Below are 26,926 nucleotides of genomic sequence, written 5' to 3' on the forward strand. Positions count from 1 at the left end.
CAACCCTAAAATTAAAAAAAGTAGTAAGGTAATTAATACAACTAAATGTTGTTTTAAAAATTCCATTCTATAATATATATTGTGAATTTTAAATTAAAAAAGCGTTTCAAAGTATAGGTTCTTGAAACGCCTTCTGCCTAATTAAACACTCTAATTTAGTGTATATTTTGCTCCTATAAAAAATGTTTGAGGTTTAGTAGGACCATAAATATAACCTGCATCTCTAGATGAACCTATATCGAAATCATCTTGATAAGCGTTGAACATATTTTGGATTCCAGTATAAACTTCAATACAATTATCTTCAATATCAAAATCATAAGCAACCTTAATATTGCTTTCAAAAAAAGTAGGCGTTCTTTTTATTACTGTTCTTTCAGTATCAATATCTACCACGTGTGGTGCATCCATTTTACCCGTATAAACTCCAGAAAGCGACAATGTAAGCGGTGCAATAGGGTTGTAATTAAATGTATAAAACCCATAAACATCAGGTGTACGTAAAATATTTTTTGTAGTAATTATTTCACTACCATCTTCTGAAGCCCATATTTCCTCTTCCTCACTGTATTCAGATTTTTGAATAGTACCTCCTATTTGAAAATTTAATGTTCTAGAAAAAGCAAAACTAGCCTCTAAATTTACTCCTGAAACTTTAGCTCCAGCACCATTTCTTTTAGTAACAACAGAGGTTCCTCCATTCGACGGATTAGCATCTGCCGTAATAAAAACATCATTTAACTTCGTATAAAATCCTTCTACAACAATATTAGATTGGACAGTACCAATAGGCTTTGTAAAATTTAAAGAAGCATTGATACTGTTAGAAGTTTCTGTTTTCAAATCAGGAGATAATACAGTAAAAGATGCTGAGCCTCCTACGGTTTCAATATGCAAATCTTCATCAAATGCTTGATGCGCTCTATAACCTTGAGAATAAGAAGCTCGCGGGCTTTTAAATTATCTGAAATATCATACATTGCAGTTACTCTTGGTACAAAAACACTCAAATTTTTATCATCTTCATAAGAATCTACATCAAAATCGTACACCCCTTCAATATTAACATTATCATACCTTGCTCCTGCCAAAAAAGTAAATTTATCGGTTGGTTTTATTTCTAATTGAGAAAAAACTCCAAGTGTTGCTACTTCTTGATCAATTAATCTGCTATATCAAGGCATTTTGTCTTTAACATGATTGTATTGATATTCTGCACCTGAAAGTAATTGAAACTTATCATTAAATTCATAAGAATATTGTGTACCTACTACTAATGATAAATCATCTGATCTACCATACGCATTAATAGCAAGAATATCATCTTCTGTTAAAGTATCATCTTCTAATAATATTCTACCTCCACCACCATAATAACTTTTACGGTCAGCTGTTTGGGCAGATGTATAAATTGAAAATTTACCCCTGTAGTCTTGAGAATATTTCTCAAAAGATAATGCTCCTCCTAATATTTTATGATCTAATTGTTCTGTAACATCGGTTTGGTGAGCTGGAAGATCAAATTTATTTCCCCCTCTTCTAAATTCACTAATATTAAATAGGTTTAATTTAATTTTACTTAGTTTTGACATATTCCAGAAAGCACCAAACCCAAAAGTTGTATTCTGTAATTTTGTTATTTCGGAATATTTATCTCCGTTGGCATCCCAAGGTTTTCTATCACGATTATAAGCATAGAAACTAATTCCTTTATTAAGATCGTCACTTACAACACTTCCGTTCATATTAATAGTTTTATCTGGCACATCGTAGTCTATAAATGAATAGTTTGTCCCAATTGTAAAAGTATTGTTTATGGGTTCTTTCGTTATAATATTAATGGTTCCTGCTATTGCGTTTCCTCCATACAAGGCAGAACCACCTCCTCTTACAACTTCAACACGATCAATCAAACTAGCAGGAAGCATATCCAATCCGTAAACTCCCATCAAAGCAGAAAAAATAGGGCGACTATTAATAAGTATTTGCGAATATGGCCCTTCTAGCCCATTCATTCTAACTTGAGTAAACCCACAATTTTGGCAATTGGTTTCCAAGCGCAATCCAGGTGTAAAGTTCAGACCTTCAGATAAAGCTAAAGACTGCGTAGCTTGAAAAATTTGGTTATCAATACGACTTACAATTACAGGCGATTTATAAACTGGCACTTCATTTCTTGTTGCTGTAACAACTGCACCTTCTAAATTTAGATAATCATCTGCTAACTCAAATGTAGATTCGATGGTTTTATTTTTAGAAATTGTAACTACTTTATTTAAGGTTCTATACCCTATAAAACTTACAACTATAGTTTGATTTCCTGAAGGAATATTAGTTAACTTAAATTTTCCATTTTTTTCTGTTTTAACAGTAAGCTCACTTCCCTTAACATTAATATGTGCCCCTTCTAAGAACCCTTCAGACCCTTTAACCACACCTGTAAGATTTCCTGTTTGTGCATTTGTATAGACTGTAATTAGTACTAATATTATACTTAGTAAATGTTTCATTTTAAATTTAGTTTTGATTTTGATAATTGGTAAATAACAATTCTCGCTCTTTAATTAGAAAAGCAAAAGCAATAAGTTAGACTACTCTAACAAAATTATTTTTACTTTTTTATAAAATTTTATTAATATTTAATAAATTTGTATAATATGATATCCCAAACAGAAGAGAATTACTTAAAAGCTTTACATAAATTGACCAACGATAAAAGTGAAGTAAGTGTTAACGAGGTAAGCAAACATTTAGATATTAAAATGCCAACAGTTAACAGTATGGTAAAAAGACTCTCAGAAAAAGGACTGGTACATTACGAAAGCTATAAACCACTGAAATTAACCGAAAAAGGTAGAAAAAAAGCTGCTTTAATAATTAGAAAACACCGTTTAACGGAAATGTATTTAGTTGAAAAAATGGGTTTCGGCTGGGAAAATGTACACCAAATAGCAGAACAGATAGAACATGTGAAGTCTAATGATTTTTTTACTAAAATGGATGAATTATTGGGATATCCGAAAGTAGACCCTCACGGTTCACCTATTCCTGATATCAATGGAAATTTTAGATTTGAAGATTACACCTACTTAAAAGACTGCAATGCAGGAGATATTGTTTCTTTTATGGCTGTCAAACCCTCTTCTAAAGAATTGCTAAACTACCTTAATTCTAAAAACCTTGAACTAGGTATGATTATTACTATTATTGCTATAGAACCTTTTGACGAAAGTATATCTGTACAATATGCAAACAGAAAACTGGAAGTACTCAGCAGTAAAGTAACTTCGAAATTATTAGTACAACCAGCTCCTAACAATAATTAATTGAACATTTTTTTAGTTAATAGAAGCTAAAACTAAAAATTCAACAATACTAATATTGTTAGTATATGCTAACTTTAAACAACTATCCAAGTAACAATTAGAATAATGTAAAAAATGAACAATTCAATCTAGTAAAATTTAGAAACTATTATTCACTTTTTAGAGTAATCCCTTATTTAGAGAATTTTATTTTTTTTCTCTTAATTTATCCACCTTTCTATTTGCATTATTAGCTATATGGCGGTCATAATCTTGAGTATATAATGTAGCAATAGCACTATACTTTAAAGGTAGTTTGTTATACTTTTTCCAAGCCTTATCATAGGCTTTTATCCATTTTTGAACCTCTTTTGTATCTTCCTGTTTTTCAGCATAATCCATATAAATAAGTGTTCTATATATTTTATACAACCTTAAACCATATTCTGAAGATCCTATTACATGATTTTTAGTTTCTTTATTTTTCCAACGAATAGATTTAGCCAATTTAACAATCTCTTTCCATTTAGCTATAGATTCGTCCTTTTGAGCTAGGTTTCTCTTTTGCTCTAAATCACCTTTAACAACCATTGGCCATGAAATCCCTTGATCTCTTGTCCACCAAGGATTCATGTCTCTAAATGTACTATTTCTACCTCGAACTACTGCTTCTGCAGACAATAAACACAGCTTTCTAAATTTAGCGATATCTTTACCTTTTAAACCTAAACGCTCTGTAGCATATCTATTAAAAATAAATTCCTCACCTTTATCAGTATTTTGTCCCCATTGCGCTATAACCCAAGAATTTAGGTCACACCACATTTCATCTTTTATATAGGGACCATCCCAACCTCCTCCACGAGACCAAGTCCATATACCTGCATATAATTCCGGTTTTTTTTCTACAAACTCACTTAAGCTATTAATTTGTTCTTCTGGCATATTAGCATGCTCTTCAAAACCAGCTATTACACCATGAGCAATATAATTAGGATACGCTCCTTTCCCTTCATATTCACGAGCAGATTGAACTTCAATAATTTGACGATGACGCCCCTGACCAATCACCTTACTAAATTCGTTTGACCTATGAAAATCACCTTCAACATGTTTTACACTTATTATCAAATTTTTATGTGGCTCTATAGCATTACTTACAGACATATAATCTTTCATATTTCTATCAAATGCTCCCCAAGTACGAAAAATAAGTTGCTTATCTCTTTTTTCACAAATCTCTTCTTTTAAAATATTTATTAAAGGAATAATAGTTTTTTCTGGATTATTTTTATTGTTTATTGCTCCAAGATGATATGGTGCATCGTGTAAATAGGTTTCACCAATACGAACTACCAATCCATCAAGATCTGGAAATTGATCGAACATTTCATTAATTTGAGCCCGAATCAATTTTTCTGTTAAATTATTATTTGGATTGCCAAATGTTTCTTGAATTTTATATTTCTCTATCAATCTTTTAGGAAATAAAACAAGGTCAGACATGGCATAAATAGCGATATCTTGCTCTTTACATGCTTGATGCATTTTTTTTATTTGTGCAGCTTTTTCATCCACCCATTTTCTATCGCTTGTTCCTTTTGGTAAAATATCTTTGTCTACAGATTCCCAATTAATAGCCAATGCAGGAGATTCGAAAAGAAAATATACTTTACCATTATACCCCATTTCTTTTATTACTGATGGATTGTTATAAGCCGATTGATAGGGAGCCTCTCCAGGGTTATGGTGCACCATATCTAAAATTAAAGGATTAGAAATAGTATTTTGACCAATAATTTTAGTTTCTAAAGTACTAAGAAATACTAAAGCTACTAAAACTAAGTTTTTAAGTATATTAAATTTGTTCATGTCTATTTTTTTTTAATGTTACTTTTTCCTCAATTATATATTTCTACAATATTTTTTCCAGTTTTTAAATAAATAACACCTAATTGATTTGATTTAAATTCATTATTCACTTTAACTTTTGAACTTAAATTCACTACAAATTCAACTTCCATATTTGCAGGAATATCTATAATATATTTTTGTGTTTTATCATCTTTAGATACATAGCTTGCTTTAATCTGTCCCCTTATAGTTGGCACTATAATAGAGCTAGTTTTTAAATTTCCTAATTGTGGTTGTATTATAGCTACTGCATATCCGGGTGTTTTAGGCTGAATACCCCATAAATATCTTGGAATAATATTAGCTGGAGCTGCTCCCCAGGCATGATTCCAGTCGGCATTTGGTTTATACTTCATATCCCAAGCTTCAAGTGTAATAGTTGAACCAATATTAATCATATTATACCAACTTCTATCGTGCGTTGCTGTCATTAATTCCAAAGCATATTCACTTTCATTAGCATTATACAATGCTTCTAACAAATACTGTGCACCGTAAACGCTACAAGCCATGCCTCTTGTTTTTATAAAATCTACAACCGATTTCATATTTTTTTCTGGAACTAAATTAAAAGCTAATGCCATCATATTTGAATGAAGGGAGGCATGATTTGTTCCTTCACCATCTCTATACACACCTAATTCTGCATTAAATAACTTATTATTAATAGATTTTTTTACTTGGACTGCTAATTGTTTATATGCTTTAGCTTCATCTGCCTTACCTAAAATTTCAGCAAACTCCGCCATAATTTCTATATTCCTATAATACAGACTATTAATTACGGTATTAATGGGTTTAAATACAAAACCATCTCGTTCACCTTCTTTTGTTGCTAATTTCCAACCAGTATCTTTTTGCGCTGGTGGCCAATCAACAATATCTTTTAACTTTTCTCTCGGATTTTTAAAACCTAACTTTTTCATAAACTCTGGTGTTGCTCTTTCAGAACTTATCAATCCATCTTCACGTTTCAATTCCATTAAGGTTTTATATTTTAGCTCATCATAATATCTTTCTATAAGCTCCGTATTACCAGTATACATATAATCCGCATAAAACATAAGTGCAACATGTAATTGCCATTCTGTTGGCCAAGTAGGGTGCTCCATAAAATATTCTATAGTTTGCCTTGCTATTGCATATTCTTTATCGGTAGTGTAATGACTTAGTTGATTTAAGTAAGCATCGGCTTCGTAAGGAATACGTTCTCTATCTCCGTCTACATAAACCCCCGCAAAAGTTGTTGCTTTAATAGAATACTTACATAAATCCCAAACTTGATTTAAAATTGTATTAGAACTTTCAAAATAGCTCGTATTATCTTTCCAATAACCAAAATAAGCAACTTGGTTAAAATCTTTCAATTGTAAATTTCCTTTAGCAGTTTCTACTTCAACATATCTAAAAGGCATTAAAACAGGAAATGATTCTGGTAGTTTTACAGCTATAGGTTTGGTGTTTCTTTTATCTGGTTTTAGAGATAACACATAGCTGTTTTGTGAGGGATTTACAGGAACTTTAATTTTTTGATATCGGATAGTTCCTTTTGGTTTTCTATTTATTCTATTATTTATAAGTTGTTCGCCAATATTAAATACTAGTGTATCATTTATGCTAGTTTTATAATTAAATTGAAGCGTTGCAAAAGCAGCTTTACCAAAATCCATAAAATATAAACTATCATTAATTTTATCAAATTTTATAGGTTTTATACTATCAATTCTAAAGCTATTTGCACTTGTAATTATATTTTTTTTAGCACCGATTTTAAAACTTTGATATTTTGAATAAAGGCTTTCCTTATTCTCTTCATTCCAAATTTTAACCTTCCAAAAATAAGTATTACCGACCTCTAAGGAAGCTCCTTTAAACTCTATATTTATCGATTGACCACTCACTATTTTCTCTGAATCCCAAACATCTCCTTTGTTATTTTCAATCAATTCTTTAGAAGAAGCTACTAGAATTTGATACGACAATTGTTTAACTGCCGTTTTTGGTAACTCCCAAGAAAATTCAGGTTTTTGATCTATTATTAAAACAGTTTCAGGCGCTCTAATAAACTCTACAGTTAAACCTGTAGGTGAGTTTTTTAAACTACTAATTCCATTTTGAGATTTGCACCCCATAAACAATAATAAACTACTGAATACAACTAATACAACTTGTTTATATCTTTTTAATTTATAACGTCTAATCATCATCATTAATTTCTCTAAATTTCTTCTATTAGAAAACAACTTAAATACCCGTAACTGAACTATTAATTGGTTTTAAATCTTCTCCTTGCAAAGCATATTTAACGTCAATTACTCTTGGGTTATCGCTTGGCCTATATTTAATTTTTATTGGATGCCACCCTTGTTTTAAAGCAACTTTACCGTAACGCTTTCTAGGTCCGTGCCATCCACTATTATCTACAATTATTTCATCTCCAATAAACAGAAGATCTCCACCGTCAGATCGTGTCTCGAATTCATACACACCATCTTTTTCAGCATTAAAATACCCTTGATAAACTATAGAAAATCTTTTTTTATTTTTTAAATCTCCTAAAGCAATACCATCTACTTTTGTAAAGTTAGTTGTTGTAGGCGTTTTAATATCCTCAACATTTTTAAACCTCCCTTTTAATACCCATTGCTTTAATCCTTTCTTTTTAGGTGTCACATTTACTGACTTAATATAATTTTTACGAATTACTTTTGTAGATTTTAAATCATTATAAATAGCTCCCCTATAAGCACGTGCTTTAATTTCAACGGTATCTTTTACTATAAATGGAGCTTCATATTTTAAAGATTCTTTAGTTGGAACACTTCCATCAAATGTATAAAATATTTCTACTTCTTGTAACTTATAAGATAAGTTTAAACTCACAACTGTGCTATCTACATAAGCTATTTGTTTATCCAAACCTTCAACCGCAGGAATGTAATAATACACCCCTAAAGCATCTAACCGATCATATTGTTTTTCAACTCTTTTATTAAAATTTTGAAAATCTTTTTCTTGAGCAACCCATCCATTTTCTGCTATCGCAAAAAATCTAGGAAATGCTTGATATTGTAAGCGCTTAAAACTAGGGATTCTTTCCGACCATAAATTTGCTTGAATACCTAAAACATTATCGGCTTCTTCTGCTGTAAAGTCTTTAGGAATTGGCTCGTAATTGTATACTTTCTCTAAAGAATTTCCTTCATTTAAATAATCGAAATAATATGCTGCTGTAGTGGTTACAACAATATTATTTCCATTTGCTGCTGCAATTTTTGGAGCTTGTGGAGCCCAATTTCTCCACCACATTACATTTGCATCTTTTGTTAATCCACCTTTTACAATTTCATCCCAACCCATAAATTGTTTTCCTTTAGACTGTAAAAACTTTTCAATATCTCTATTAAAATAAGACTGTAATTCGTGCTCATCTTTTAAATTATTTTCCTTGATTACTTTTTGACAATGTGGACATACTTTCCAAGAAGCAATATTTACCTCGTCGCCACCTATATGCACATAAGACGCTGGAAATAATTCAACAACTTCGCTCAACACATTTTTCATAAATTCGTAAGTGGTTTCTTTTCCTAAACAAGAAGGATATGTGAAAACAGTATCCCAACCAGACTCTTCATTACAAGATAAAAATGGGTAATTATCTATAGCAGATTTAAAATGACCTGGCATATCAATCTCTGGAATTACAGTTATACATCTAGCATCTGCATAAGCAACAATCTCTTTAATTTGCTCTTGTGTAAAAAAACCACCGTATTTACGTTCTCCGTTAATCTCTTTAAAATTAGATTCATCAATAGTATAGAGTTTATTTTCAACGGCTCTATCCATACAAAGAGTATCTTGATTATTTGGTGTTCTCCAAGCTCCTTTTTCAGTTAATAAAGGATATTTTTTTATTTCAATTCTCCAACCCTGATCGTCTGTTAAATGCATATGATACGTATTTAACTTATACAAAGCCATATAATCTAAAAAGCTTTTCACTTCATCTATATTAAAAAAATGGCGGCTAAAATCCATATGCATTCCTCGCCATTGAAAACGTGGTTCATCTTTAATTATAACACTTGGAACAAACCAATCCTCAATAGTTTTTTCTTTATTTTCTATTGCAACAGGCAATAATTGACGAATGGTTTGTACTGCATTAAAAAAACCATTTTCTTCTGAAGCTTTTATTAAAATTGATGTTGGATTTACTGTTAGCTGATATGCTCCTGTTTTTAAACCTTCAACTGTTTCAAAAACAATTGCTGATTTTGTAGTAACATTTAACACTTCTAAATTATAACCCGCTGCTTTATTAAATAAACCTTTTAAGTAATTTACAGCTTTTTGTTGACTTTCATTTTGAAGGATGATTTTTGTAGTTGCATCAATTTGAAAGGAACCTTCATTTAGCTGAAAATTTAATGGTCTTGGAAGTATTGATATTTCTTCTTTGTTAAACGATGGGTTTGTGTGTTTACAAGACACCAAAAGTACAGTTAACAAGATTAATAGTATATGTTTTCTCATCCTTTTAAGTTTATATTTTATAATGTTTTCTATTTTGAAATTTTTTCAACTCCTTCGGTAACTTCATTTTCCCACAATCTTAATTTTTTCAGAAGTTCTTCTACCAATTCTGGTTTTTCTTCACTTAAATTATTTCTTTCTTTAAGATCGTTCGACAAGTTATAAAGTTCCATTTTAGAACCTTCTTTTAATTGGGTTTTAATCAACTTCCAATTTCCACTTCTAATAAAGCTTTTTCTTCCGTAACCAAAATACACATCTCTTTCAGGAAGTTTTGTTTGATTTAATAAATGGTTTTTTATACTTATTCCATCTACATCTTTAGCACTTGGCTTTTGCGCTATAAAATCTAATAATGTAGGCAAAATATCCATAGTTAAAACAGTTTGATCACTTACAATTGCATCTTTAATAATAGCAGGATAACTAATCATTGCAGGCACTCTACTTCCCCCTTCATAAGCACTTCCTTTTCCTCCTCTTAAAACTCCATTGTTTCCAAAATGATTAGCGCCATTATCTGAAAAGAAAATAACAATTGTATTTTCGTACTGTCCTGTTTCTTTAAGCGTTTTAATAATTTTACCAACACCTTCATCCATAACTTCTACCATTTCTTTATAAATAGAAGCAATACTATCCTTAACCACTGGTTTTGTAATAGAACTACCAACTTCTCTTAATACTTTATCTATTCTTCTTTGGTAAGGACCATGAGGTGCTTCATGAGGTAAGTAGAGAAAAAAAGGTTTAGCTGTTTTTTGTAAACTATTATCTTTTATAAATTTAACTCCATTTTCTGTAATTAAATCTGTTGAATATCCTTCTCTATTTTTAATTTCAGTTTCCTTCCACCAATCTAAATACCCTTCTTGATCTATATGTGCATGATAATCTATATTTCCACTTACAAATCCTTCAAATTGATGAAACCCTTGCAAAGATGGATTGTATTCTTTTGCATAACCGAGATGCCATTTACCAAACATTGCACTATTATAACCATAGCTACTTAGTTCTTCGGCAATAGTAACTTGTGCTAAACTTAAACCAACATCTCTATGGCTTTTAGCTGTTACTACTCCTTCAATTCCTGTACGTTGTTGGTATTTACCCGTCATTAATGCTGCTCTTGTTGGACTACAAACAGCTCCATTAGAATGAAAATCTGTAAACTTAATACCTGTAGTTGCTAGCGCATCAATATTTGGAGTTTTTATAGTAGTATTTCCAAAACTAGAAATATCTCCATAGCCTAAATCATCGGCAACTATAATAATGATATTAGGCTGTTTAATAATTTGTTCTTTATTATCCAAACAAGACAATAATAAAATTGAAAATAAAAATAACATTACACGCCTCATAATTATATTTTTTTATAAAATAATTACTTTTAAAATTTAATAAAACTCTAACCTCTACCTGGATTGAGTTTTAAATTTCTCTGTACTACCTCATCAAAAGATTTAGTAATAAATTTTGATAATTCAGCTTTTTCAAGCCATTCTTTATTTCCATATACTCCAGGTTTAAAAATATCAAACGGTATAAAATTTATTTTTTTATAACTTTTTTTGTCTTTAAATCTAAAGTCTGCATTTATAGGATCTTTAAAATTTGGGTCAATTAAAAAACTCTGTTTATCAAAACCTTTGTTTTGCCAATCCTTAAAAGTAAGCTCATTAAAATTGTATTTATTTTCTTTTGAGTTCCAATAAATATTATTATTAATATTTGCAATAACCTGATTCCAAGCCCCTTTCAACACCATACCTTTATTAAACAATACTATATTATTTGTAAAAGTAAACGACTTATGCGCCTCGGCAATAGTACATTGTAATTGATATTTTTTGGCATACGCCAATATGTTATTTTTTACAATATTTTCTTTTCCGTAATTTTGTTGAAAACCACCCGTTTTAGTATTATAAACTAAATTATTTTTAAAAACAATTCCTGTAGAACCTTCATCTGCATACATTCCCCAACCTCCATAAGAATAGGCATGTATATGATGAATTATATTATTTTTTACCACTGTTCCTTCAGAAGATCCAAGAGTATAAACACCTGCCATATCACTTAATAAATCCCATCCAATATGATGAATTTTATTATAAGCAATAATATTATTCTTAGCTAAACTAGGCTTATATCCCCAAACCCAGCCTACAGAAACACCTGTATAATAAAAGTTTCCAATATCATTATGCGTTATTTTATTATCAGAACTATGTCCAACCCAAACACCTACAGCTGCAGGAAATTCTTGACCTCCAGATTGAATAATATTATTATTGATCTGAATATGATGTGTATGTTCTCTACCTTTTAAAGCTTTTGAAGCACCTAAATAAATACCTCCACCACCAAGATTGTGCAAGTATGTATTCTCTACAAGAGAAGTACTACAGCCTTTTTCAAACCACAAGGCATGTTGACCAGTTTTGGAAATTTCACACTCAGAAAAGGTTATGTTTTTTGCTCCTTCTAAATAAATTGCAGCATTTAATAAGGCAGCTGCTTGGTTTGGTTCAGAACCAGATTTTGGTATTTTATAATGGCAATACTCAAAACTCAAACCTTCAAAACTAATATTTTCCACATAATTATATTTAGAAGCATTTCCTTTTACCGTTACTAATTGCTCTAAAACAGGAGCTATTACAGTTGAATTTTCAGGTGTTTCTCCTGGTCTTGGTATATAATACAAAACTCCTTTTCCACTTAAAAACCATTCACCAGCTATGTCTAAAGCTTCTTTATAATTTTCTAAAATAATTCTACCTCCTTTTTTTAATTCATTCCAAGGCTTCATTCCTTCCCCTGAAGTTATAATTGATAAACTATCTATATTTATAGCATCGATATGACGTAATGTATAATCCCACTTATGAAATGCTTTAAACCTTACCCGATTTATTTCGTCCTTTCTAACACTTGCTAGATACTTTAAAGCATCTTTTCCAAAAAACAATTGTTGCTCTGCCTTTTCTGGTGTTCGAGAGCTTCCTAATTTCCAAATATCTTGTTCAACTTTATCTAGTTTTAAAAAACCTTGATTTGGAGTTCTAGCTAAGGTTGCTCTTTTACCATTAACATATAATTGATCGAATTGCCATTTATAATAAACACATTCAGGAATTTTTAATTCCCAAACACCATTTTTATTTACCTTAAAACCCTTTAGTTCTTTTCCTCCACTAAAAACTGGTTTGGCTGCTTTTGCTGCTTTATAAACAATAGGATACTTAGGTGTACCGCTATCTTCTGAAGTTAACACAAAAGGTTCCTTCATTATATAATATCCATTTTCAACAATAACAGTATAAGATTGATTTTTATGCGAAGTTTTTTTATAATTTCTAATGGTGTTTCTTGCCTCTATTAAACTAGCTAGAGGCTGTTCTTTAGATCCATTATTTGTGTTATTCCCTGTAGGAGAAACATAAATATTAATTTGCGCTTTTAAAGATAATCCGCAAATAAAAAACAGAAGTATAGAGTAAAAAAATTTCATAAATATTATTAGTTTTTTATCTTATTTAGAATTGAATATCTCCATTTTTCAACATCGTCTATTCTATTTACACTTGCATTATCCTGTTCTTTTAAATAATAATTATCTTCTAAAATAAATTTATAAAAGGTTGAATTTGTATAAATAACAGTACGGATTCCTTCACCTGTAGCTCCAGCAACTATACTTTTTGTTAAAGGAATTGTATCTTGAGAAAACCCATTATTAATTGAAAACAAAACGATAAATAATATAATGAAACGATACCTCATAAAGAAACTTATTTAATTTTCTATTTTATTTTAAGCTTTATAATTTCATCAATATTATTAATAGATTTTGTATCTACATACAGAAAAGTTCCTTCTTTTATTTGCTTGAATTTGATTTTAGTTTTTCCATCAAATGAAGTTGCGGAAGTAATTTTCTCATTAAATTCAGATATAAAAATATAAGGTTCTTGTGGAGCTTCTAAAATATGTACATATAGCGTTTTGTCTTTTTTAGTTATTGTTCCCCAATCTTGAGACCCAACAACGTTTCCTCTTGTTCCATAAATACTTTCACCATATTTACTTGTCCAATCTCCTAATTCACCTAAAGTATTCACAAATTCTGGTTGAATTTTCCCATTAGGCATAGGTCCAACATTTAATAATAAATTACCATTTTTACCTGCTGCTTTTACTAAAAAATGAATCAATTGCTTTGTAGACTTAAATTTTTTATCATAAATACTGTAACCCCATTTACCAGCCATAGTAGCACAAGACTCTAAAGGCAACTGACTTACTTCTACCCCATGGCTATAACCACCTTTATTTTCTCCTGGCAAATCACGCTCAAAAGTTTGAATATCTTCTCCTAAAATTGGTTGTATATGATGGTTATTTGCAATTAACGTACTTGGACTTAATTTATGAATTAATGGATAAATTTCGTCATAGTACCAATTTGCTTCTTTTTGATCCCAATGACCATCGAACCAAATACAACCAATTTCTCCATAATTGGTAAGTAATTCGGTAAGCTGCACTTTCATAAAATCTACATAACTTCTCCAAGCTTCTTTATCTCCTTTTTTACCATTTTTATAATCATCCCGTTTCCAATCGAGTAAAGAATAATAAAAATTTAATTTAATACCTTCTTTTTTACACGCTTCAGCTAATTCTTTTAAAGGATCTTTTCCGTAAGGTGTAGCATCTACAATATTAAAATCACTAGCGGCTGTATCGAACATACTAAAACTATCATGATGACGTGAAGTTATTGTAATATATTTCATTCCTGCATCTTTTGCTAGTTTTACCCACTCATCTGCATTAAATTCTTGAGGGTTAAAAAAATCTGCCAAACGTTCGTAATTATCAGCTTTAATTTTCTTGACTAACATCACCCATTCACCATCTGCTAAGATACTATAGACTCCCCAGTGAACAAACATACCAAACTTCATATCTTGAAATGCTTCACGAGCCTCTAAATTCCCTGCCGTTGGTGTATAATCTGGCATTGGATAATCATAATTTTTTTGCGCGTTTACACTAACCATTAGTAAGCTAAGTAAACATATTAGTCCTATTTTTTTCATCTTTTCTATTTTTGATTTAGTATTTTTTTAATTAATTTTTGGTTCTGATCCCATTTCTAGTTCTAAAATCCCTCCTGTAGTAATTTCTTCATGTGATATCCAAAATCTATCTAATATTTTATCATTTAATTTAATAGATTGTATATAAATGTTTTCTTCTGAATTATTATTGGCAATAATTTTAAATGTTTTTCCTTTGTAATAAGTCTCATCTAACTTAATCTCAATTTCATTAAAAACAGGACTTGTTATTTGATATTTATTATCTCCAGGGTTTATAGGATGAACTCCTATTGAAGCCAACACGTACCAAGCAGACATTTGTCCAACATCTTCATTACCACACAATCCATACGCATCCGTTCCGTACGCATTACTGCATATTTTACGAGTTATTTTCTGAGTTAAATGCGGTACACCTGCTTCATTTAACATAAAAGGTACATGATGCACAGGCTCGTTAGGGTGGTTGTAATAATTGTTCCAAAGAAAATCTTCTGGTGTATTTTCAAAGAAAGAAATCAATTCATTTTTAAAAGCTTCTTCGCCTCCCATTAACTCTTTTAAACCTTCAATATCATGTGGTACAAACCACCCTTGTTGGTATGGATTACTTTCAATACAACCTTGCCCATGAACTGTTTTACCTTTCCAATCTAGCCAAGTTCCAGAACTATCTTTGGCTCTAAACCAATTAACATCTTTATTCCATATATTTTTATAATTTTTACTCTTTTTAAAATAATCAGCTGCAATTGTTTCTTTTCCTAAAGACTTAGCAAACGTAGCCAAAGCCCAATCAGAATAAGCATATTCTAATGTTTTAGATATATGATTAGTTGAATAACCTAAAGCTCCATTTCCTGTATTATCTACTGTGTTTTTAGAATATTTAAAGGCTTTTTCTATATCGTAATTTCTAATTCCTTTTTCATATGCATCAACAATAACTGATACTGCAGGATTTCCTAACATACAACCAGAATAAGAGTTTAACATTTCCCAACGAGGTAAATATTCTTTCCCACTAAATTCTGCCATTTGTAATAATGAATTAATCTCATCATTAACCAATGTAGGATTGATAATGGTTTGTAGTGGAAACTGTGATCTAAAAACATCCCAACCACTAAAAATAGTACGATAAGTGAAATCTTGTGTTTTATGTATTTTTTTATCTGCTCCAATATAATTTCCATTAACATCAGAAAATGTTCTAGGGTCAATCATAGTATGATACAAAGCAGTATAAAAAATTGTTTTTTCTTTGTCTGTGGCTCCAGAAACCGAAATATTTGCTATGGCTTTACTCCAACTCTCACGAGCTTCTTGCCTGGTTTTATTAAAATCCCAATGATTAATATCGTGTTCTAAGTTTTCTTTAGCACCGGCAATGCTAACAAATGAAATTCCACTTTTTAATAAAACCTCTTCGCCTTCTTTAGTTTCAAAATTGGTATAAAAACCTAAATGTTTCCCTTGCATTTCATTTTTACCTTCAAAAATTTGAGCATTTTTAACGGCATCTTGATAAGTCTCTTTTCTAATAAAACGCATTTTTCTTGGAACATCCGGAATATCGGCACTCCAAATACCATAATCTTTTAAAGGTTTACTAAACTGACAGTAAAAGTACACCACATAATCTGCATTTCCGTCTCCAGCACCCCAGCCACCGCCCTCTGGAGGGCATTTCATCCAACCTTGAATGGTGTTTTCATTTACAACTTTTATATATTGTTCTGTTGAAGTTCCCCCAACTCTACGCGATAAATCTATTTGAATACGAGAATTGTTATTTTCTGGATAAGTAAACTTAATTATTCCAGCTCTTGGTGCTGAAGTAAGTTCTGCCTTCACCTTATAATCATCTAAAGTAACGGCATAATATCCCGCTTTTGTAATTTCTGAATCATGCGTAAAACGGGAACGATATCCACTTTCTGGGTCGTCTGGAACACCTCTATTGGTCTGTAATTTACCCGTTGTTGGAGTTACTAAAAAATTCCCTAAATCTCCAAACCAACCTACACCACTCATATGTGTAAAGCTAAAACCTTCTAATGTAGCATGCTCATAAGAATATCCTGAACCATTATCACCTCCTGTAAATGTATCAGGACTTAATTGCACTAAACCAAAAGGTGTTGCTGTCCCTGGAAATGTTTTTCCAAAACCGTGAGCATCTTTAGATTTTTCCCCATAAGTAATTGCCCCAATTATTGGATCTATAAAGTCTACAGGTTCCTTTTTATTTTGTACAACCTCTTCTTTATTTGTTGTATATGAACACGAACCTACAACTAACATACCCAGTATTAAACTACAATAAACTACTATTTTTCTTTTATCAATTTCCATATATGCCGTAGTTGTTTAATTGTTATTGTGTAGTTGTTTTCTTAGAATCTATTGTTTTATAAATATCTACAGAAACATCATTTTGTTGTAATTTACCCGATGTAGTTCTTCCATTTTCAACAATCTGTTTTAATTTTGCTGTTAATTTTTTAACAATTCTTGGATGCTTATCATATACATTTGTTGTCTCTTCTTCATCTTTTTTCATATTGTACAACTGTATTTTAGGCAAATTTTCTTTTATAGCTTTAACATCTGTAGGTCCTGTCCATCCTCCAGAACCCGGTGTTAACTCTAATTTCCATTTTTTATTTCTAATAGAAAATTTACCATTTATAGAGTGATGTATAACAAAATTATAGTCTGTTTTAGACTTTTTATTTTTTAGCATTGGTAGAATACTGTATGAATCTACACCTACATTTTCATTTAAATTAAGACCTACTATCTCGGCACAAGTTGCCATTAAATTGGTTTGACAAATTAATTTATCATTTACAGTGTTTGCTTCAATTTTCCCTGGCCATCTAACTATAAAAGGTATTCTATGTCCTCCTTCCCATATATCTGATTTATAACCTCTAAAATTAGCACTCGGATAATGGCCAAATTCTTTTTCTAATTTCCCTGCTTTTGCTACAGGAGCAGAGCACCCGTTATCACTAGTAAAGAAAACAAGCGTATTATCTGCAATACCATTTTCTTCTAGAGCTGTTAAAACACGACCAACAACATCATCTGTTTCCATAACAAAATCGGCGTAAGCCCCCATACCACTTTTTCCCTGCCATGCTTCTGAAGGAACAACTGGACTATGAGGAGAATTTAATGCCAAATACATAAAAAAAGGTGTTTTATTTTTAGATTCTTTTGAAATATATTCTGTAGCCTGATTGCTTAAAAATTGCAACATTTTTATAGGAGGCATTTTATCAATAACCTTATCGTCTTTTATAACTGTTTGCATAACTCTTGAGTGATGAAACCCTATATAAGAATCAAAACCACGTGAAATTGGTCCATTTGGCACTGTTGATCCTATTACAGGGCCTACAACTTTTTTACCTTCATAAACCTTTACTGGATTTCCTTCGTCATCAACAAACTTAAACCCAAGGTGCCATTTACCAATAGCAGCAGTTTTATAACCTGCTTCTTTAAGCATTTTTGGAACTGTTACTATATCTTCTGCAATTAACGGTTCTAACTCATCACCCGTTCCTAATACACCTTTTTGTAGCCTTGAACGCCAAGAATAACGCCCTGTTAAAATTGAATATCTTGAAGGTGTACAAACAGCTGCTGCTGAATGCGCATCGGTAAACATCATAGATTGTTTAGCTAATGCATCTATTTTTGGTGTTTTAATTTTCCCTTTTTCAGGGTTTAGAACTTGCACATCTCCATAACCTAAATCATCGCAAATAATATATACAATATTTGGTTTTTCTTGCGCCCATGTATAGTTAACAACTAGCATTAACAATACTATTAACTTTAAATTTTTCATATTCATTATTTTAATCTTATTTCAGTTATTTCTCCTAATAAATGTCCTTCTTTATTAAACAAACCTGCTTTTAAAAGTGATTTTGGTTGTGCTTTAAAATTACCTTCATATTTTGTGGAATTAACTGTTGGATCTTCTCCATTAACGGTATAATAAATTGTATAGCCTACTGTTTCAGTTTCTAAATATACTATCGCCTCATTATGCAGTTGGTCTATTGCAAATGCAGGATATACTGTAAACAAGCTCTTAGCTACATTAACATGTTCGTTCTCTAATCTTTTAAAATGTGAAGTTTCTAATGCTTTCTGAAAACGTTCCCAACTTTTAACTTTTGAGCTACTCCACGATACTTCTGCACTTGCTAATAATCTCGGATATAACATATATTCAAAATGTTCTTCTGTAGGAGTAAACTCTCCCCACAAACAAGTTTCATTCCCCATAACTCTTGAAGCTTCTTCAGTTGTTAGCTCTTTGGGAATGGGCTCATGATTATAAACTTTTGATAAAGGTAACACTACATTTGGCCCCTCAGGCTCCATAAATGTAGGTCCTTGTACTTGACTGATATAAGAATGCAAATAAGAAGTCATTATAGTTGGATATCCTTCTTTGGGAGCTTGTAATTCTGGGGTATATTTTCCTCGACGCCAAGCCATAATTGTTGCACCTTTTACACCTTTACCGCTTAAAACTTCGTCCCAACCAATCATTATTTTATTTTGGGTAGTTACAATTTTATGCATTCTTTGAATGAAATAACTTTGTAACTCTTCTTCATCAGCTAAATGATGATCCGTTTTTACATTTTGACAATATGAACATTTTTTCCAATTACTCTTATTACACTCGTCTCCACCAATATGCAAATATTTTGATGGAAATAAATCTGCCACTTCTTTTATAACATCTTCTAAAAAATTATACGTTGTTTCTTTACCTGCACACAATGCATTATCAGGTGCTTTACCTCCAACAGCAACTTCAAAATTTGCAGTTGGATTATCATAACAAAATAAATGTGGATAGGCCGCTATAAGTGCTTTACTATGAGCTGGAACATCTATTTCTGGTATAATCTCCACATTTCTAACTTTAGCATACGCAATAATCTCTTTTAAATCTTCTTGTGTATAGAAACCTCCAACAGTTTTAGGTTCTTTAGCTGTTGCCGCTTCTCTACTCCACCAAGGTATCCCTGTTCTATCGGCTCTCCAAGCGCCTATTTTTGTAAGGTTAGGGTGTTTTTTTATTTCAATCCTCCAACCTTGATCATCTGTTAGATGCAAATGCAATTTATTTATTTTATATGAAGACAGCACATCTATTTGCTTTAAAACAAAAGCTTTAGGTTGAAAATGACGTGACACATCAAACATAACACCTCTCCAATTAAACCTTGGATTGTCCACTACAATCATACTCGGTATAGGAATCTTAACACCTGATCCAACAGGAATTGCTTGTCTTAACGTTTGAAAAGCATTAAATAAACCAGCATAATCTTGTGCTTTAACTGTAATTTTTAATGGTGTAATTTCTAAAATATATCCTTCTGACTTAATTGAAGTATTTTTTACTATTTCAAAAACAATATAATTTGAATCTACTTTTACACGACCCGTATTTACAGTAAGATTTAACCGAGTGTCTTTTGTAATTTCTGAAGTAACAATTGATTTTAAATCTTTATTATATTTTTTAGGAATAAAAATCTGCGTGTCGTTATTTAAATAAAACTCTCCGGAAGTAAATACAACAGATTCTGGTTGAGGAATAAATGTATTTTCTCTTTCTTGTGCGATTCCCATTAAAGGGAAAATAAAAACTGCGATAATAAAAAATAGTTTCTTCATAATTATAAATTTTCAGTTATAACTTTTGCCACGTGCTTACCCTGAGTTGTTTTCCCTAAATTATTATAATGAACATTTCTAGGTTTTATGTACCATTTAGATGAGTTTGGTTTGGTAAAACCATATAAATCATTAATTACAATAGAAGGGTAATTTGCTAAAACGGCTTTAGCTGCGTTATTATATTTTATACTATCACCTCCAAATCTTCCTGCATCACCTTCATCAGGAACTGCAGTTGTAGTTGCGAAAATTAATTTTGTATTAGGAAACTCTTTTTTTAAATACATACAAATCTTATTTAGATTTGTTTTGTATTCTTCTATATTATTCATTTGTTTTCCAGTTTCCTTATCCAGTTTCCCATCAGCTAGATATTTTAAATCATGTAAACCCACATTAAAATGGATAAGGTCCCAATCAAAATTCCATCCTCCTTTTAAATATGGCTGAAACATAGTTTCTTTCATTTTCTCCATAAATGGAATAAACTTATCACTAGATTGTCCGTTTGTATAGATTCGAAATACATTCACTTTTCCTGATAGCATTTCTCTAACTATTGGTGTATATCCAATAGAAATTGAGTCACCGTAAATCAATACATTTGGAAGTTTTTTTTGGGGAGTAACATATTTAAAAGCTTGACTTTTTAATTCTCGTAAATTTTCCCAAGCACTCTTGCAAACTTCTTCATTATACCTAGCTCCAAAAATATTTATTGCCCCACAAGATGATGCTCCAATATAAATGGTAGTAGCTCCTAAACATTTCACAAATGCTCTTCTTTCCATGGGAATTTTATTATTACAAACTAATTGCTATTGAATTAAAAGATTTAGCATCTAGCAAGGCATTTATTTCTTGATTGTTTACGTTTAATTTTAACTCACTATTTTCTTCAGCGTTGTTATATGCAAGAATTACAACTTCATTTTCTGCTTCGTTGTAAAAAATAATTGCATTATCAGTATCTCCTGTAGTTGCTAATTTTACAGATCCTGGCGCAACAAAAGCACTTAAATGTTTCATTAAATAAAACTCTGGATTATAGGTAACTTCTTTAGTAGTACGATCTATTGAAATCATTGAGTTTTGTTTCCACCCCCATTGACTTTTTCCTGTTTCATCTAAAACCATATTCCAATACATATATGAATTTGCTCCATTTTCAAAATAATGTTTCATTAAATTAAAGGTGTATTCTGCGGCTTTCCAATCGTTAGAACCATCTCCACACTCTGTTTCTGTTTGCATTAATTCCATTTCTGGATATTTTGCATGTACGGCTTCAATTGCTCCTTTTCCTGCCCATTGAAAGCCAACACCTTTTACATAATCTTTTGTGTTTTTATACTCTAATATATCTGAAACTCTTTCAATTTGTGGGCGCTCAACAGTACCTAACCAAATTTCACTATCAATATTTTCTGATTTAAATTTAGGGCCTAAATAATCGGCAATAAAAATTCCTAAATCTTGTGGTTTCCAAACACAAGACGGAAAGTTTTGCGCTGAATTATACTCATTTTGAACATGAACTGCACTAATATCTATACCTTCTGCTTTATACGCTTGTACAAATTTTGAAAAATATAAAGCATACGATTCTAAGTATTTTGGTTCCATAATAAAACGTGAAACCAATTCTTCTGTAGAACTAAATTCTATTGGTAAATCGTTAAATTTTGGATTAGATTTACAAGCATAATGTTTACTGTGTTTCATCCAAGAAGGTGGACACCAAGGAGAGGCCCAAACAGAAATATCTGGATTTATTTTTTGTGCTTCTTTAATATAAGGGATTAATCGTTTTTTATCGCGATCTATTGAAAAGTTAACCATCTCAAAATCTTCTGGAGTCTCATTATGGCTATACCAATCTACTGCATAATCATTAGCACCAATAGGCATTCTAAAAACACTAAATTTACACCCATCTTCTTGACTAAATAAATCGTTTAAAATTTGTTGTTTTTCTTCAGAGGAAACCACATTTAAAGCCTCCCAACCTAGTTCGTTAAAACAACCTCCAAAGCCTGTTATTTCTTGTTTTTGTTTTGCAATATCTATGTCAATACTAATAACAGCATTGGACGTATTTGCTTGTTGTTTGTATGTTTTATTTACCCAAGTATTAGTATCTGTACTACTTACCCAAGTAACTTTTGGTTGACTTTCACAAGCTGAAAGAATAACAATAATTGCAACTAATAAACAACTTTTAAATATTTTCATAATACCCTTTTATTTTACAGTTAAAATTTTTCTTAAACGAATATCTTTTGATGAAGCTCCAATCATAATTCTAAAATCACCAGCCTCAACCACTCTTTTTAAATCTTTATCTAACATCGATAATTCTTCAGGTCCTAATTTAAACTTCACTTTTTTCGACTCTCCAACTTTTAAATTAATACGTTTAAAACCTTTTAACTCTTTTATTGGACGAGCAACAGATGCAAGTTCATCTCGAATATACAATTGTACCACCTCATCACCAGCAACAGATCCACTATTTTTAATGGTACATGTTATCTCCACTGTACCGTCAACTGAAATAGTATTACTACTAAATTCTAAATTAGAATATTCAAAAGAAGTATAACTTAATCCATAACCAAATGGAAACAATGGTTGTCCAGTTAAGTTATGGTAATTATCACCTCTTCCCGTAGGTTTATTATTGTAATATAATGGACATTGTGCTTCATCTACTGGAAAAGTTATTGGTAAACGCCCTGCTGGATTTTCATCTCCAAAAAGAATATCTGCAAAACCATTTCCTCCATTTTCACCAGCATACCAAGCCATAATTATACCATCAACATCGTTTATCCAGTTTGCCATAGTAATTGCACTTCCACCAACTAAAACAACTACAGTAGGTTTTCCTGTTTTTGCAACTGCTTTAATAAGGGCCTCTTGGTGTCCTGGTAATGCCAACAAAGCTCTATCTTGAAATTCACCTTCGTGAATACCTGCAAAAACAACTGCTACATCACTTTTTTCAGCTTTTAAAACTGCTTCTGCTATTTGTTGTTGCCAATTATTTTCAATAAAAGCATCCCAAACTAATTTAAATTTTGCATTTCCTGCCGATTCAAAAAACTCAATTTTAATATCGTATTCTTTCCCTGCTTCAAAAGAAAATTCTTTTAAAATAGTAGTGTACGATTGTTTTTGCCAATTATCAATAATTAGTTTACCATCTAAATACATACGGTAACCATCGTTCCCCTCAATACCAATATTAAATTTTCCTGTTTTAGGTGCTTTTATTTTTCCAGTCCATCGTACCGAAAACCAATCATAATCCAAATCTTTATGTGGAGCATAAAGTGTCCAACCAAATTTAATTTGCTTGTCAATACGTTCAACTTTTGGTTGTCCGCTTAATTTTATGTTATCAAAATAAGTAGCTTTTAATCCTTCCACTTTTTTCCCATCAGAATTTGTAATTAAAAAAGTTGATGCAACAGGTAAATATTTTTGTTCTTTTAATACTACACCTGGAGCGTATAAGATGTTTTCTTCGCCTATTTTATTTGAAACACCTTTATACATTGAAACAAGCTCATTTCCTGGTCCACTATAACCTCCTAATCTTACTTTTTTTACATCGTAACCAATAAGTGCTATTTTTTTAGAAGATTTATTTATTGGTAAAATTTCATTTTTATTTTTCAATAAAACCATTGCTTTAGAAGCCGCTTTTTTAGCTAATTCACGATGTGTTTTATGTCCGTTCCAAACTGCTGCTTCTTTTGCATCAACATATGGATTTTCAAACAAACCTAATTCAAATTTAGCCGTTAAAATTCTGCTTACAGCTTCATCAACAGCCTTAATATCAACCATTCCATTTTTATAAGCTTCCCAAAACAAAGGGAAATGATTGTAATTTGTTTGAAACATAACATCTAATCCTGCTTCTACAGCATCTTCTGTAGCCTCGGCATAATTTGCCGCTGTAAAGTGCAATACATTTGCTCCTCCTGTAGCCCCTGCATCAGAAATTACAAAACCATTAAAACCCCATTGTTCTTTAAGTTTAGTACGCAACAACCATTCATTAGATGTGCAGGGTGTGCCGTCTAATGAATTATAAGATGTCATAACCGAACGCGCACCTGCTTTTTGAAAAACAGCTTTAAATGCAGGAAAATAAATTTCTTCTAATAATCGTTCATTAAAACTAATTGGATAACTATCTCTACCTCCAGCACCAACATTAGCTACAAAATGTTTTGGTGTTGTAATTACTCCAGATTTTTCAAACTGACTGATAAATGATAGTCCCATTTGCGTAGTTAAATAAGGATCTTCTCCATAAGTTTCTTCAACACGCCCCCAACGAACATCTCGCGCAATATTTAAAACCGGTGACAATATTTGACGGATACCTCTTGTTCTCGTTTCTTTTGTAATGGCACTTGCTACATCACTAACTAAATCTGTATCCCAGGTTGATGCTAAAGCTATTGCTTGTGGAAATATTGTTGCTCCATCACGTGCTAATCCATGCAGTGCTTCATTAAAAGGTATTATAGGAATACCTAAACGTGTCTCTTCTAAAAAATACTTTTGAAGCTCATTAATTTCATTTGCCATATTGGCTGCAGTTCCTGTAGAACCGTAATCCATAATTTGTTCGGCAACATTATCATTTTTTCCTTTTGAAGATATTTGAAAACCAAAAATACCATGTTTTAACTTATCTTTTCCTATATTTAAATCACCAGGTATCATAAACATTTGCCAGAATTTTTCTTCTAATGTCATTCTACCAAGTAAATCGTTTACTCGCTCTGCCACAGGTAATTTAGGATTTTTATAGGGTGGGTCTTTTTTTTCAGTAAATGCAAGTGTACTGATTAGAAACAGCCCTAAACCACTAATTTTCAAAATGTTTTTCATACTATCTATCATCTTTTCTAATTATACTTATGTTGATTTTCTTTTAAATCTGCGTCAAACTTTTCCATCATTTTTTTCAACTTCCTTACTATTTTAGGATTTGAAATTGCAACATTATTACTTTCTGAAATATCTTTTTTAAGATTGTAAAGGGCAACACCCTCTTCGGTTATACGTAGTTTCCAATCTCCTTTTCTAACAGCTTCTAATATTGTATCTTTATAATAGTAAAATCCAGTTTTAATATGTGGTGATTTTGCTGTTTCATTTCCCGAGAGCAGTGTCCAAATATTTTTACCATCAATCGGTTTATCAGAAAGTTCTGCATCTGTTAAATAGGCAATAGTGGGTAATAAATCTATAGTTGAAGCTACTTCATCTATTACGCTACCTGCTTTTATTTTACCTTTCCATTGTGCAATCATTGGTACACGCATACCACCCTCTAAAGTTTCAAATTTATGTCCTCGTAAAGGCAAAGCACTACCACCATTTCCATTCTTTAAATTCCAAGGACCATTATCTGAAGTAAAAACTACCAATGTATTGTTATCTATCCCTAAAGTTTCAAGAGTTTTTAATATTTCACCCATACTCCAATCTATTTCTTCAATTACATCTCCATATAAACCTCTTGCACTTTTACCTTTAAAATTTGGTGAAGCATACAACGGAACATGTGGCATAGTTTGCGCTACATATAAAAAGAAAGGTGTATCTTTATTTTCTTTAATAAAACTTACTGCTTCTTCTGTATATCTTTTTGTTAGTGTTGTTTGGTCTACAGGATATTCAATAACTTCATCTTGCCTCATTAATGGTACTTTTCTTCCTCGCCATTTTTTCTCACGAAGACTATCTATGGTCATTCCCTCTCTAAAAAGAATCTGTTTTGAAACTTTTGATTTTGGATTGACAGACATGTCATTACTAAAAGGAATACCATAATAAGAGTCGAAACCTTGTACAGTTGGTAAATACTGAGCTTCATCTCCAAGATGCCATTTTCCAACACAAGCTGTTGCATACCCTTTTGTTTTAAGCATATCAGCTATTGTAAATTCTTGACTGTTCAATCCTCCCGGTAAATTTGGCCATAACACTTTTGGCACACCAACTCTAGGCGGATAAGCACCAGTAAGCAAAGCAGCACGTGATGGTGAACATACCGAAGATGCAGCGTAAAAGTCTGTAAACTTTATACCTTCAGCTGCCATTTTATCAAGGTGTGGTGTTTTAATAAGTGGAGACCCAAATACTCCAACATCTTGATATCCTTGATCATCCGTAAAAAAAATAATGATATTAGGTTTTTTTGTTGCATTTTGTGCCGAAAGTGTGCCAGCACAACTTAAAACTATGGCTAGTATACTAATTACTAATTTCATATTATTA

At 31.4% G+C, this 26,926-nt stretch carries 18 protein-coding genes; 1 reads left to right on the forward strand and 17 read right to left on the reverse strand.

From position 1 onward, the window contains the following. Positions 1-150: 150 nt before the first annotated feature. From MHL31_RS06065 to MHL31_RS06075, 3 genes are read right to left on the reverse strand one after another with little or no spacing between them, the layout of a single operon-like run. On the reverse strand, positions 151-897 hold the full coding sequence (locus MHL31_RS06065; protein WP_240228182.1) for a TonB-dependent receptor domain-containing protein: 747 nt from the start codon (positions 895-897) through the stop codon (positions 151-153). Further along, entirely contained in the window at positions 879-1,163 is a 285-nt protein-coding gene (locus tag MHL31_RS06070) for a TonB-dependent receptor domain-containing protein (protein ID WP_256451658.1), read from the reverse strand. The genes MHL31_RS06065 and MHL31_RS06070 overlap by 19 nt, the downstream gene beginning before the upstream one ends. 12 nt (positions 1,164-1,175) lie before the next feature. Then, positions 1,176-2,510 (reverse strand): TonB-dependent receptor, encoded by a 1,335-nt coding sequence (locus tag MHL31_RS06075; protein ID WP_240228183.1) that lies wholly within the window; start codon positions 2,508-2,510, stop codon positions 1,176-1,178. Positions 2,511-2,657: 147 nt separating this feature from the next. On the opposite strand from MHL31_RS06075, the gene MHL31_RS06080 reads away from it, so the two are divergent. After that, entirely contained in the window at positions 2,658-3,326 is a 669-nt protein-coding gene (locus tag MHL31_RS06080; RefSeq protein WP_240228184.1) for a metal-dependent transcriptional regulator, read from the forward strand. Positions 3,327-3,512: 186 nt separating this feature from the next. On the opposite strand, the gene MHL31_RS06085 is transcribed toward MHL31_RS06080, so the two are convergent. The 14 genes from MHL31_RS06085 to MHL31_RS06150 are packed head-to-tail and all read right to left on the reverse strand — an operon-like array spanning position 3,513 to position 26,919. After that, a complete protein-coding gene (locus tag MHL31_RS06085; protein ID WP_240228185.1) occupies positions 3,513-5,177 on the reverse strand; it encodes a hypothetical protein in 1,665 nt (554 codons plus the stop codon). A gap of 29 nt (positions 5,178-5,206) precedes the next feature. Further along, entirely contained in the window at positions 5,207-7,462 is a 2,256-nt protein-coding gene (locus tag MHL31_RS06090; protein ID WP_240228186.1) for an alpha-L-rhamnosidase C-terminal domain-containing protein, read from the reverse strand. A 1-nt stretch (position 7,463) separates the two neighbouring features. Beyond that, a complete protein-coding gene (locus MHL31_RS06095) occupies positions 7,464-9,761 on the reverse strand; it encodes a family 20 glycosylhydrolase (RefSeq protein ID WP_240228187.1) in 2,298 nt (765 codons plus the stop codon). Between the two features lie 29 nt (positions 9,762-9,790). Then, positions 9,791-11,128, reverse strand: coding sequence for a sulfatase-like hydrolase/transferase (locus MHL31_RS06100; RefSeq protein ID WP_240228188.1), 1,338 nt, complete (start codon positions 11,126-11,128; stop codon positions 9,791-9,793). A 47-nt stretch (positions 11,129-11,175) separates the two neighbouring features. Then, the gene (locus tag MHL31_RS06105; protein ID WP_240228189.1) at positions 11,176-13,287 is read right to left on the reverse strand and encodes a right-handed parallel beta-helix repeat-containing protein; all 2,112 of its coding nucleotides are present in this window, start codon (positions 13,285-13,287) and stop codon (positions 11,176-11,178) included. Between the two features lie 8 nt (positions 13,288-13,295). Continuing rightward, positions 13,296-13,559: a hypothetical protein gene (locus MHL31_RS06110; protein ID WP_240228190.1), complete on the reverse strand. Its 264-nt coding sequence runs from the start codon at positions 13,557-13,559 to the stop codon at positions 13,296-13,298. A 20-nt stretch (positions 13,560-13,579) separates the two neighbouring features. Continuing rightward, the gene (locus MHL31_RS06115) at positions 13,580-14,881 is read right to left on the reverse strand and encodes an alpha-L-fucosidase (RefSeq protein ID WP_240228191.1); all 1,302 of its coding nucleotides are present in this window, start codon (positions 14,879-14,881) and stop codon (positions 13,580-13,582) included. 27 nt (positions 14,882-14,908) lie between these two features. Then, a complete protein-coding gene (locus MHL31_RS06120) occupies positions 14,909-17,242 on the reverse strand; it encodes a GH92 family glycosyl hydrolase (RefSeq protein ID WP_240228192.1) in 2,334 nt (777 codons plus the stop codon). A gap of 22 nt (positions 17,243-17,264) precedes the next feature. Beyond that, a complete protein-coding gene (locus tag MHL31_RS06125; RefSeq protein WP_240228193.1) occupies positions 17,265-18,752 on the reverse strand; it encodes an arylsulfatase in 1,488 nt (495 codons plus the stop codon). Positions 18,753-18,757: 5 nt separating this feature from the next. After that, the gene (locus MHL31_RS06130) at positions 18,758-20,611 is read right to left on the reverse strand and encodes a beta-N-acetylhexosaminidase (protein ID WP_240228194.1); all 1,854 of its coding nucleotides are present in this window, start codon (positions 20,609-20,611) and stop codon (positions 18,758-18,760) included. 2 nt (positions 20,612-20,613) lie between these two features. Then, complete coding sequence (locus MHL31_RS06135) at positions 20,614-21,405, reverse strand: SGNH/GDSL hydrolase family protein (protein WP_240228195.1); 792 nt, start codon at positions 21,403-21,405, stop codon at positions 20,614-20,616. Positions 21,406-21,418: 13 nt separating this feature from the next. Continuing rightward, positions 21,419-22,849: a hypothetical protein gene (locus MHL31_RS06140; RefSeq protein ID WP_240228196.1), complete on the reverse strand. Its 1,431-nt coding sequence runs from the start codon at positions 22,847-22,849 to the stop codon at positions 21,419-21,421. 9 nt (positions 22,850-22,858) lie between these two features. After that, the gene (locus MHL31_RS06145) at positions 22,859-25,531 is read right to left on the reverse strand and encodes a glycoside hydrolase family 3 protein (RefSeq protein WP_240228197.1); all 2,673 of its coding nucleotides are present in this window, start codon (positions 25,529-25,531) and stop codon (positions 22,859-22,861) included. 17 nt (positions 25,532-25,548) lie between these two features. Continuing rightward, positions 25,549-26,919 carry a sulfatase gene (locus tag MHL31_RS06150; RefSeq protein ID WP_240228198.1) on the reverse strand — a complete coding sequence of 457 codons (1,371 nt, stop codon included), beginning with the start codon at positions 26,917-26,919 and terminating at the stop codon, positions 25,549-25,551. Between the last annotated feature and the right edge of the window lie 7 nt (positions 26,920-26,926).

This window comes from Lutibacter sp. A80 (assembly GCF_022429645.1).
Classification (GTDB): Bacteria; Bacteroidota; Bacteroidia; order Flavobacteriales; family Flavobacteriaceae; genus Lutibacter.